We start from the raw sequence: 11094 nt of genomic DNA on the forward strand, positions 1-11094 counted from the left end.
GTAACGATTTTTTCACCGATACGTGCAACTTGTGATGTAAAGTACTCAGAGAACGTACCGGTCTCGTACGAAGACTCGTTAAGCTCTTCAAGAGTACTAACACCGCTCGTAAATATATGCGCCGCTGTATTATTGACAAGCGCGATGAAACCGTCGTTTTTCGCAACGAAATCGGTTTCAGAGTTGATCTCTACCAATGAAGCAGAGGTGAATGTGTCAGAAACTTTAAGACCCAAAAGTCCCTCGGCCGCAACACGATCCGCTTTTTTAGCTGTTTGTGCCATACCGCGGTCGCGCAACCAATCTTTTGCTTTTTCCATGTCACCATCACACTCAGTGAGGGCTTTTTTACAATCCATCATCGGCGCATCAGTCGCCGTACGGAGGTCTTTTACCATTGCTGCTGTGATTTCTGCCATGATTATGCTTCCTCTGCTGCAACTTCTTCAGCAGCCGCTTCTACCGCAACTTCCTCAGTCGCTGCTTCTTCTGCTGCCACTTCGTCGTTTCCGCCGTTGCGAAGTGCTTTACCTTCATTGATCGCTTCAGCCATCTCTTTACAGAAAAGTTGGATAGAACGGATCGCATCGTCGTTTCCAGGGATTGGAATATCGATAACGTCCGGATCACAGTTGGTATCAAGTGGAGCAACAACACGGATACCGAGGTTACGTGCTTCTTGAACCGCAATGTTTTCTTTAACCGCATCGATAACGAACATCATATCCGGCAATGTTTTCATGTGACGAATACCGCCAAGGTAATCGATCAATTTTTGTTTTTGGCGCTCCATCATCAACGCTTCTTTTTTAGTCAAAAGGTTGATTTGACCGTTTGCTTGCATCTCTTCGATGATGTCAAGTTTGCGGATTGATTTTTGGATCGTTGGGAAGTTTGTCAACATTCCACCCAACCATCGGTTATCAACGTATGGCATACCACATGCAACAGCTGCATCACGGATTGCTGCGCGAGCTTGTTTTTTTGTTCCTACGAAAAGAACTGTTTGCCCTTCAGCTGCAGCATCAACAACTTGTTGATATGCACTGCGGAAATAACGCAATGTTTTTTGAAGGTCGATGATATAAATATTTTTACGAACACCGAAAATGTATTTTTTCATTTTTGGGTTCCAACGGCGTGTTTGGTGACCGAAGTGTACACCACACTCAAGAAGGTCTTTCATTGTGACCATAAGGGACTCCTAATAAGAGAAATATTTTGTGTTCTTCGTTTTCTTGGGCGCTCAAAAACAGAGCCGATGAGTCATCGGATGCACGAGAACAGTGATACGCTTGCGATTTTTTTCTGTACTTTGATAGAGAAAATCGTGCGGATTATACTGAAATGGCTCTTAAATTTAGCTGTATTTAATCTTTGATACATGGGTCACTTTTTTATCACACTATTCTTACATATTCAAATTACTTTTATATAATTTTTGTTAATATCATTCACATCAACGGATAGCCGTTAGAATAAGGAGAAATAATGCAACAACGATTTTTAGGTTCGCTCATTACTGCCGCATTACTGAGTGCAACCCTATTTGCAGACGATACATTGATGCAACGGTTTGAAAAGATGGAACGTGAAATGGCCGCTCTCAAAGCTGAGCTCAATGCGTTGAGGGCAGAAAAAGCGCAATCTTTGCCTGCCGCTGAAAAAAGCGATCCAAAAACAGAAGTCGCTTCAGCCGATCAACCTAAAGATGTTGTAAAAACACTCGAAGATCTCCAAGATCAAATCAGTGACATCAACAAAAAAACCAACGGAAACAATCTCAAATTCGGGGTTGATTTCCGTACCAGCGTCGATAATCTCCATTATAAAATGGCAGATGGTTCTACACAAAAAAATGATGCCCTTCTCAGCAACCGCCTATGGCTCAATATGAGCTATGCCGCAACGAAAAACCTCAGCTTTGTCGGACAACTTGGGTATAACAAAATTTTTGGTCAACGAACTATGGCCAATCCTGATACAGCGAGAATGGAAGGGTTTGACTGGATTAGCGGCGAATCGGCATACGATGATACATTGCGCGTCCGCTCCGCTTATTTCTTCTATACCGGAGATGAGCTCGCCGGACTGGATATGCCTTGGACATTCAGTGTCGGTCGCCGACCTTCAACCGAGGGTCACCTCATCAATTTTAGAGATGACGTCAAAGCATCCTCCCCTCTTGCCCATACCGTTAATACCGAATTTGACGGAGCGAGTGCAAAATTCGGCATGGAAGGGCTGACCGGTCTTACGGGATCGTATTTCAAACTCTGTGCGGGACGAGGAATGAGTGAAGCCGAACCGCGTTTTGATCCGGAGGGAACACCTTATGCCGGAAAAGGTTCACAAACAACCAATAATATTGATTTGGGTGGGATCATTATCGTCCCTTATGACGATAAACAATACAGTACCGGATTTCAATATACCTATGCGAATAATCTCATAGATACGAATGCAGGAGGGGGATTTGATACTGTCGGAGGTTTACACACTGCTACCGCTTTTGTAATGGTTAACGGTATCGGAGACGGTATCAGTGATTTTCTCGATAATACAACCGTATTTGTAAGTGGAGCAATGTCCAAAACAGACCCTTATAAAGCAAACGGAGGAATGCTCGGTTCAACGGATAGTAAAACCGGTTACAGCTACTGGATAGGAACCCAGTTTCCATCGCTTATCAGCGATGAAGGGCGCTGGGGTATTGAGTTTAATCATGGATCGAATTACTGGCGACCGATTACTTACGGTGAAGATACTATGATCGGTTCGAAGATTGCCGCACGCGGGGATGCGTATGAGGTCTATTTCACCGAACCTCTTGTCAAAGATATCTTAACATTCCAACTCCGTTATACCTATATCAACTATGATTACAGCGGAAGCAACGGGTTCTTCGGTAGCACAACCGGAACGCCGATGGATATATCGAACTCAATGCTCGTACCAGGATCAGGGAATATCGCTGGTTCAGTAGTCGATAAAGCTCAAGATATTCGAGCCTATATCCGCTATAAATTCTAAAAAGTCGTCATTCCCGCGAAGGCGGGAATCTAGCTGGATCCCCGCCTTCGCGGGGATGACAAAACTACCCTACCAGCTTTGCCAGTTCTTCTTTTACTTTCGCCACATGATCTTTTACTTTTACATTCGTCCATGCAGCACGGACAATCCCTTTTGGATCGATAATATAGGTTGATCGGACAATCCCCATGTACTCTTTGCCATAATTCTTTTTCATCGCCCATACACCGTAGTCCTGCATCATCTGCGTTGTCGGGTCGCTCAGCAAGGTAATATCCAGATTTTGTTTGGCGATAAAGTTACGATGGGATTTGGTACTATCCGCACTCACTCCGAGGATAATTGCCCCCAGATCATCATACTCATCCATCGCCGCACTAAATTCGCACGCTTCGGTCGTACATCCGGGAGTGGAGTCTTTCGGATAAAAATACAATACGATCCATTTTCCGCGTAAATCGCGTGAACAGATCTCTACGTCGTCTTGGTTACTCAAACAAAAATCGGGGGAAACGCTTCCTACTTCTAGCATCTATTTTTCCTTATTAATTAATTTTCCGTGATCCAACACCTAGAGCCGTTCCGAAGGCAGAAGTGCCGAGAGGAACGAGCGTTCTTGGATCACGGTATGATCTTTTGCTACTTTTCTGACTAAACAGAAAAGTAGATTAAAGAATCACAATGGATTTGATTTCGGTAAACTCTTCGATAGCAAAACGAGGTCCCTCACGCCCTACTCCGCTGAGTTTGACTCCGCCATAAGGCTGAATATCAAAACGGAGTGTCGGCATATCATTGACGACGATCCCCCCCGCTTCACACTCGTCTATCACTTTTTTTGCATGAGCAAGGTTATTGGTAAAAATCGAGAACTGCAATCCATACGGTGAATTATTCATCCGCTCTATTGCATCATCGATTCCATCCACCCTCACCAAACTAACTATCGGGGCAAACACCTCTTCACAGACGATCTTCATCGATTCGCTCACATCCGCCATTACGCACGGATAAAAAATCCGTCCCTCACGGTGAGGAGGGGTGAGTGCTCGCGCCCCCTCTTCTATCGCACTCTCCACCCAATTCATTGCCCGTATTGCGGCTTCATCATTAATGAGCGGTCCTAAAAAAGTCTCCTCATTATACGGTGATCCCACTACGAGTTTAGCGGTCGCTTCTGCCATTTTTTGGGCGAATGCATCGTAAATACTACTCTCGACATAAATCCGCTGGAGTGAAATACATACCTGCCCCGAGTTGACAAACGCACCGATCGCGCATCTCGATGCGGCGTATTCCAAATCGGCGCTCGTATCGATATACGTCGCCGCATTCCCCCCCAGCTCAAGAGAGATTTTTTTAATCCCCGCATTTCGGGTGATACTATTGCCTACGCCGACCGACCCCGTAAAACTGATAACGCGGGGAATATCGCTGCTGACCAAGGCATTTCCTACCTCGGCATCGCCGTAAACGACGCTCAGTGCATCCAGAGTTGCATACGGGCTCTCGATAAAAAGCTTGGCAAGCTTATAGGCACAAAGCGGTGCTTCGGGAGTCGGTTTGAGGACAACGGTATTTCCCGCAACCAAGGCTGGAGCCAATTTGTGTGCAACGAGGTTGAGCGGGAAATTAAACGGTGTAATTGCAACTACAACGCCGACAGGTTCTCGGCGCCAGTAGGCATGCGCACTTCGTCCGCTTGCCATTGCATCGGCATTGATCGTCTCTCCATGCATGGTACGCATCGTTTCTGCCGATAGGGTAATCGTCTCAATACAACGATCCACTTCGATTCGTGCATAGGTGATCGGTTTTCCTACCTCATCGCACAAAGTTTTCGCAAATTCTTCTCTGTATTCGCGTAGTTTGGAAGCGACATCCAGCATCCATGCGCATCGCTGATACAACGGAACTTTACGGGCTGCTTTAGAGGCATTTTGCGCAATTTTCAAAGCGTTTTTAGCATCCTCGACACTACAGACCGCTGAGCGAGAAACTTCGCGACCGTCATACGGACTGAAACGCTTCATGTAACTTTTTGATACAACCTTGCGTGAGCCCATCCAAACGTGTGCGTCCATACTATACTTCTCCGCAGTAAATTATGTTTCAATTATACAAATCATCACCTAAAATGAGAACGCCGAGGAGCGTTTAAGCTCTTTCTTTTCATCTTCTCTTTAGAATGTGTCCCAAAAATACGCAGAGGACTATCATGCTCGAACTCAAAATTACCGACGGTGTTTTAGGGGTACGCCCTCCCGTTACGAAGCCTCATCCGGGATTCTTTTTTCAGGTGGGAGAAGAACGTTTTCGCAAATTGGTGGACGATCATTATGAGATGATCCGAAACAGTGACATCGCTTTTCTATTTCCCGTAAATGACGAAGATGATTTTAGCGCTGCCAAAAAACATGCCGCTGATTTTTTTATTCAAATCTGCGGCGGACCCGATTATTTCAACCAAACACGCGGAGAACCGCGTATGGTTGGGCGACATGCACCGTTTCGTATCGATGAAGCTGCACGCCGCCGCTGGCTGGAGTTTTATGCCGAACTTCTCCCTTTGCTTGAAAAGGAGGGTGTAAGCCCTGAATATATCCAATCGTTTTGGAACTATCTCGATATATTCTCCATCTGGATGATCAATACCCCTTCGCATTGATTTTATACGCCGACGGAAGTAAATTCCGTCCGGCTACGCTAACACTTTGTTTCCCTCGGCGAGATGCCCACGCGCAGTAACCCGCGCTTTAGCAAACTTCTTAATAAACATTAAACCCCTTTCACGCTAAAATCTCCCAATTTTTATTTTGGAGATCTTCCCTATGAATGAAGCCAAATACATTTGGATGAACGGTAATCTTGTCGCATGGAATGACGCAAAAATTCACGTCCTTGCCCACACATTGCATTATGGAAACGGTGTTATCGAAGGGACAAAGGTCTATAAAACTCCAAAAGGGTACGCTATTTTTCGTCTGAACGATCACACAAAACGTCTCATCGAATCGGCAAAAATGACCCTTCTCAACGTCCCATACACGGTAGAAGAGCTCAATCAAGCACAAATCGATTTGATCCGTGAAAACGGCTTTACCGGTGAAAACGTCTACCTTCGCCCGATCGTCTATCTCGGATACGGTGTTATGGGGATCTATCACAAACAAGCACCGGTAGAGGTTGCGGTAGCCGCATGGGAATGGGGTGCATACCTCGGCGAAGAGGGGATGAAAAAAGGGATTCGCTTGAAAATCTCATCGTTCAGCCGTCCAAACAACAAATCCAATATGGGTAAAGCCAAAGCGGTCGGAAACTACCTCAACAGCCAAATGGCGAAATTCGAAGCGGTTGAAGCGGGATACGATGAAGCGTTACTCCTCGATGATGAGGGATACGTTGCCGAAGCCAGTGGCGCCGCATTTTTTATGATTAAAAACAATGAGATCGTTACTCCGCCGAATGACAACTCCTTGGCTTCAATCACCCAAAAAACCGTTATCGAAATGGCGGAAAAAATGGGTTACACCGTAACACGCCGCCGTATCAGCCGCGAAGAGATCTATATCGCCGATGAAGCGTTCCTCACCGGAACGGCAGCCGAACTCACCCCGATTCGCGAAGTCGATGCCCGTGTTCTCGGTGCAGGCGGACGCGGACCGATCACCGAAAAGCTCCAAAGCGGCTATTTTGACATTGTATACGGGCGCAACCCTGATTTCGAGCACTACTTAACGTATATCAAATAAAAAAATTCCGATAGCGTTGACATATAAAAAGGATTATTTGCATGGCAAGTGATATGAACGACTACTTTAACAAAAAGAAAAAAGAGGAACAACGCGGGGGCGGATTTCAAACTCCGAAACCTCCCAAAATGGACTTCAATATGAATTCTCAAAAGGCGGGAATGTTCTGGGTCATTGGCGGATTTCTTTTGATTCTTCTATTGGCAAAGCCGTTCGTTATCATTACCGAAGGGGAACGCGGTATCCTCTCCACCAACGGAAAATACAGTGATGAAGCGTTGATGCCGGGTCTGCATTTTATGATTCCGCTGATCCAAAAAATCTACATCGTCGATACCAAAGTGCGCATTATCAACTACTCCGATAAAATCGATCGAACCTCAACCCTTGGGGATGGGATCGTTTCCAAGCCGGCGATCACCGTTTTGGACAAACGGGGACTTCCTGTTGCCATCGATATTACCGTCCAATATCGCCTCAATGCACAATTGGCGGCAAAAACGATCTCCAATTGGGGCTTTAGCTGGGAAGATAAAATCATCGATCCGGTAGCACGTGACATCGTCCGAAACGTTATCGGTCAATACGAAGCGGAAAATCTCCCGATCATGCGCAATGCCATAGCAACCCAGATCGAAGCGGGAATCCGTAAAACAATAGAACGTCAAGGTAACGCTCCGACACAACTTGAATCAATCCAACTGCGCGAAATCGGTCTTCCTCAAAAAGTGAAAGATCAAATCGAGCGGGTTCAGGTGGCAAAACAAGAGGTTGAGCGGGCACAACAAGACGTAGAGAGAGCAAAACAAGAAGCACTCAAAAAAGAGACCGAAGCCCAAGGTACCGCCAATGCGATCACCATCCAAGCGCAAGCGCAAGCCAAAGCCAATCAGCTCATCGGTTCATCTCTCACACCGGGATTATTGAAATTGGAGCAAATCCAAGTTCAGGGAAAATTCAACGAAGCGCTCAAAGAGAACAAAGATGCGAAAATTTTCCTCACTCCGGGGGGATCAACACCGAATATCTGGCTTGATACTAAAACAGGTGATACTCAAAAAGTCTCTTCTACACACTAAAATCTTTTTAAGCTGGATTCCCGCCTTCGCGGGAATGACGAAAGGCAATATCCATGAATCTTGATCAAATCGACTGGGCTAAATCAGAGCTTCTTCCCGTTATCGTACAAGACTCCACTACATTGGAAGTACTGATGATGGCGTACATGAACCGTGAAGCCTTGGAACTCTCCCTCTCTACGCGAGTAGCCCATTATTTTTCCCGTTCCAAACAACGTCTTTGGAAAAAAGGGGAATCTAGCGGCCACCTACAGCACATTGAACGATTTTTGCTCGACTGCGATAACGATACCCTCCTCCTACTCGTCCGACAAGAAGGGGTAGCGTGCCATACGGGACGTAAATCGTGCTTCTTTACCGACATCGAGAGCGGTGATACCATCAGTGATCCTCAAATCGACACGGTAGCAACGTACGGTATTATCGATGAACTCTATCACACAATACTCAGTCGAAAAAACGGCTCTCCCGAAACCTCATGGACCGCAAAACTTTTCAGTAAAGGGGACAATGCTATCCTCAAAAAAGTGGTTGAGGAAGCGGGAGAATTTAGTTTTGCGATCAAAGACGGCAATGAAGATGAAATTATTTACGAATGTGCCGATTTAGTATATCACGTCTTGGTTGCACTTGGGCACAAAAATATCTCTCCCGATCGGATTAAACAAGAGCTTGCCCGACGATTTGGGATGAGCGGGATTGCGGAGAAAAACGCTAGGGAAAAATGAAAGCACAAATCATTGATTTTATCCACCATCTCATCATCTACGATTATTTTCTTTTCGGGGGGATATTTGTCCTCTTCTTGCTTTTTTTAGTTTTAGCCATTGCATTACGCCGTAAAATGGCGATTGCGGTTACCTTTGTCATTTTAGCGTTCGGTGTTCTGACGATCGGACCGGCTGTCGGTTATGTTCAACTTCATCGCTACCTTTTTAAAAACCAAATCATTCTCCACAAAGTGAAAGCTTTGGAGTTTACCGATGCCCTTTTGATCAAAGGGGATGTGAATAACACCTCAAAGCGCCCTTTCAAAGAGTGCAGCATTTATGCGGGGGTTTACAAAGTATCGCATTACCGTTATATTGATAAGCTCTACCCTTATATGCCGTTCAAAAAAGGGTCAATCAAAATTATCAAAGATATACCTCCGGGAGAATCGGCACCGTTTAAACTTTTTGTCGAACCGTTCCGATACAACAAAGATTTTAATATCACCATAAAGGCTGAGTGCAGATGAGTCCGTTAACTATATTGCATTATCTTTTACTTGCCGTTCTCTCTCTTTTATTTATCATCGGGGTTATTGTCTCATTACAAACCAAATATAAATTGTCGATCTTGACCACCATCACCCTCACTTTGGTATTGATCGGCGGTTTTAGCTGGAAAGCGATCAATGAGTACGCCTATGTAGTAGAGGTGTCCAATCTGGACAAGGAGCGCTATTATCAGTCCGAACAAATACTGATAAAAGGGACGGTCAGAAACGTAGGAAAATTTCCGGTTGCCAATGTCGTAGCCGTCGTAAAGCTCAATAATTCTTACGGGGGAGGAAGCGGGAAAGAGTCTATTTTTACACAGCCTTCCGTATTTGCCGAAGTGTATGAGGGGGATAACCCCAACTTTAAACGCCAAAATATTATGGAAGAGCACGTCATTGCCGATTATTTGGATCCGGGGCATTCCAAACCCTTTAGGATTTTGATGAAATATCCGCCCTATTTTACCAATGCTTCTTATACCGTAGAGGCTAAGGCGAACTAATACTTAAGCCCTATGGATGCAAGTGCGTTATTCACGGCGCGAAGCTGTCTGTTTTTATCCCTGCACCACTGCGGAGCAATCAATGTATCATCGTCGATGCCGGCACTGATCCGTTGAACGCTCACATGTGATGGTTTCAACAAAAGCGCCTCTTTGAGCACCTCCATATACAGCTCTTCACTGATCGGAATGAATTCTCCGCGCGTGTATTCATTCGCCAGTGCGGTCCGCTTCACGACATAGAGCGGATGGTATTTGACCGAATCGATTCCAAGAGCATACGCCGCTTTCGCCGTCTCCAGCATCATCTCCTTACTCTCTCCCGGTAATCCGAAGATCAGATGTCCACACACATTTAATCCGTACGATTTGGCTTTGAGAATCGCCTCTTTGACATTCGCGCTGTCATGTCCGCGATTGATCCGCTCCAACGTCTCATCATATATCGACTGGATTCCAAACTCCACCCAAATCTCTGTTTCTCGAGAGAGTTCACGCAAATATTCAAACGTCTCATCGCTGATGCTGTCCGATCGGGTTCCGATACTAAGACCTACAACATTCTCAAAACTCAGTGCTTTCTCATAAAGCGCTTTGAGGGTGTCAAAAGGGGCATAGGTATTGGTAAAACTCTGAAAATAGACCATGAACTTTTTAGCGCCGTTTTCATCGTGCAAGCGTGAAGAGAGGGCATTAAACTGCCATTCGAGTTGCTGAAGCTGTTTATCTAAATGGGGATTGCTTTGTGATTGAAGATTGAGAAAAAAACCTTTTAATTCACGGGCACGATCCAAACTGGGGCTGAACGAATCGTTTTCACAAAACGTACATCCCCCTTTGGCAACGCTCCCGTCAATATTGGGGCAGGTAAACCCTGAAATGGAGACGGGAACTTTGGAGACTTTGGCCCCAAAAGTACGCTGCAGATACTGTCCGAACGTAAAAATCTGCTCCCGCATAAGGCTCTCTTAGATAACGTATTTGCCGGTGAAACACGCCGTGCAGTAGTTCTCTTCTTTTCCGTTGACACTGCTTAGAAGCGCTTCATTACTCAAATACCCCAAAGAATCGGCTTCAATAAATTCACAAATCTCTTCGATACTCATATTGGCCGCGATCAGTTTCTCTTTATCCGGCGTATCAACACCGTAGTAGCACGGATCGGTTGTCGGCGGGCTCGAGATTCGCATATGCACTTCAGATGCCCCTGCTGCTTTGAGCATACGGACGATTTGGCGGCTTGTCGTTCCGCGAACGATCGAGTCGTCGATCACAATGAGACGTTTTCCCCGAATCAGATCGTTGATCGGAGAGAGTTTCATTTTGACTTTCAAATCCCGCATCTCTTGGGTCGGCTCAATAAAAGTACGCCCGATATAGTGATTACGCATAATCGCCATCTCATAAGGGATGCCGCTTTGCTGTGAATACCCAATCGCTGCGGGGACACCGCCATCCGGTAC

General features: G+C 45.6%; 12 protein-coding genes and 1 pseudogene. 7 read left to right on the forward strand and 6 right to left on the reverse strand.

Translation table 11 applies throughout. From position 1 onward, the window contains the following. On the reverse strand, positions 1–419 hold a 419-nt coding region (tsf, locus tag JHC35_RS07125; protein WP_295043502.1), incomplete at its 3' end, for a translation elongation factor Ts. Positions 420–421: 2 nt separating this feature from the next. Next, on the reverse strand, positions 422–1195 hold the full coding sequence (gene rpsB, locus JHC35_RS07130) for a 30S ribosomal protein S2 (protein WP_295043505.1): 774 nt from the start codon (positions 1193–1195) through the stop codon (positions 422–424). 296 nt (positions 1196–1491) lie between these two features. Between rpsB and JHC35_RS07135 the strand changes: the two genes are divergently transcribed. Beyond that, positions 1492–3033: a DUF3373 family protein gene (locus JHC35_RS07135; protein ID WP_295043508.1), complete on the forward strand. Its 1542-nt coding sequence runs from the start codon at positions 1492–1494 to the stop codon at positions 3031–3033. Positions 3034–3097: 64 nt separating this feature from the next. Here the strand turns inward: JHC35_RS07135 and JHC35_RS07140 are convergent, their stop codons facing one another. Together JHC35_RS07140 and JHC35_RS07145 are read right to left on the reverse strand one after the other, a co-directional pair. Continuing rightward, positions 3098–3565 carry a peroxiredoxin gene (locus tag JHC35_RS07140; RefSeq protein WP_295043511.1) on the reverse strand — a complete coding sequence of 156 codons (468 nt, stop codon included), beginning with the start codon at positions 3563–3565 and terminating at the stop codon, positions 3098–3100. Between the two features lie 136 nt (positions 3566–3701). After that, on the reverse strand, positions 3702–5117 hold the full coding sequence (locus tag JHC35_RS07145; RefSeq protein WP_295043513.1) for an aldehyde dehydrogenase family protein: 1416 nt from the start codon (positions 5115–5117) through the stop codon (positions 3702–3704). Between the two features lie 134 nt (positions 5118–5251). On the opposite strand from JHC35_RS07145, the gene JHC35_RS07150 reads away from it, so the two are divergent. From JHC35_RS07150 to JHC35_RS07175, 6 genes are all read left to right on the forward strand, one after another. After that, positions 5252–5701, forward strand: a complete 450-nt coding sequence (locus JHC35_RS07150; RefSeq protein WP_295043516.1) for a globin — start codon at positions 5252–5254, stop codon at positions 5699–5701. A gap of 163 nt (positions 5702–5864) precedes the next feature. Beyond that, on the forward strand, positions 5865–6785 hold the full coding sequence (locus tag JHC35_RS07155; RefSeq protein ID WP_295043519.1) for a branched-chain amino acid transaminase: 921 nt from the start codon (positions 5865–5867) through the stop codon (positions 6783–6785). A 41-nt stretch (positions 6786–6826) separates the two neighbouring features. Then, a complete protein-coding gene (locus tag JHC35_RS07160; protein ID WP_295043522.1) occupies positions 6827–7864 on the forward strand; it encodes a prohibitin family protein in 1038 nt (345 codons plus the stop codon). Between the two features lie 53 nt (positions 7865–7917). Further along, on the forward strand, positions 7918–8592 hold the full coding sequence (gene hisIE, locus JHC35_RS07165) for a bifunctional phosphoribosyl-AMP cyclohydrolase/phosphoribosyl-ATP diphosphatase HisIE (RefSeq protein WP_295043524.1): 675 nt from the start codon (positions 7918–7920) through the stop codon (positions 8590–8592). After that, positions 8589–9104 carry a DUF2393 family protein gene (locus JHC35_RS07170; protein ID WP_295043527.1) on the forward strand — a complete coding sequence of 172 codons (516 nt, stop codon included), beginning with the start codon at positions 8589–8591 and terminating at the stop codon, positions 9102–9104. Before hisIE ends, JHC35_RS07170 begins: the two co-directional genes overlap by 4 nt. Then, positions 9101–9631, forward strand: a complete 531-nt coding sequence (locus tag JHC35_RS07175; RefSeq protein WP_295043530.1) for a DUF2393 family protein — start codon at positions 9101–9103, stop codon at positions 9629–9631. The genes JHC35_RS07170 and JHC35_RS07175 overlap by 4 nt, the downstream gene beginning before the upstream one ends. On the opposite strand, the gene JHC35_RS07180 is transcribed toward JHC35_RS07175, so the two are convergent. Then, positions 9628–10590, reverse strand: coding sequence for a TIGR01212 family radical SAM protein (locus JHC35_RS07180; RefSeq protein WP_295043533.1), 963 nt, complete (start codon positions 10588–10590; stop codon positions 9628–9630). The two genes, JHC35_RS07175 and JHC35_RS07180, sit on opposite strands and share 4 nt — an antisense overlap. Positions 10591–10599: 9 nt before the next feature. Beyond that, positions 10600–11094, reverse strand: a pseudogene (locus JHC35_RS07185) (amidophosphoribosyltransferase); the annotation flags it as partial.

The organism is Sulfuricurvum sp. (assembly GCF_022759005.1).
Classification (GTDB): Bacteria; Campylobacterota; Campylobacteria; order Campylobacterales; family Sulfurimonadaceae; genus Sulfuricurvum.